At 68.5% G+C, this 298-nt stretch carries 1 pseudogene; it reads left to right on the top strand.

Features of this window, described 5'->3' with window-relative positions:
- A pseudogene (locus KI686_RS16380) lies at positions 1-298 on the top strand (hypothetical protein); the annotation flags it as partial.

Consider the following 298-nt stretch of genomic DNA (forward strand, 5'->3'; position numbering starts at 1 on the left):
GTGCTGGCAACCCTGATGCTGGGCCTGTTCTCGGCGTTGCCGGACGAGCAGTTCCTCGCCTGGGGCTGGCGCGTGCCGTTCCTGTTCAGCGCACTGCTGGTCATCGTGGGCCTGGTCATCCGCCTCAAGGTCTCCGAGACCCCGAACTTCCGCCGTCTCGCCGCACAGGCCGAGAGCCGCCGCAGCCGCGTGCCGATCGTGGAGGTCATCAGGCACCACTGGCGAGCCGTGCTGCTGTCCCTCGCGGCCGTCCTCGCTTTCACCACCAGCCAGGGTCTGATGACGGTCTGGGGTGTCG

It is taken from the genome of Polaribacter sargassicola (assembly GCF_021991835.1).
Taxonomy (GTDB): Bacteria; Bacteroidota; Bacteroidia; order Flavobacteriales; family Flavobacteriaceae; genus Polaribacter; species Polaribacter sargassicola.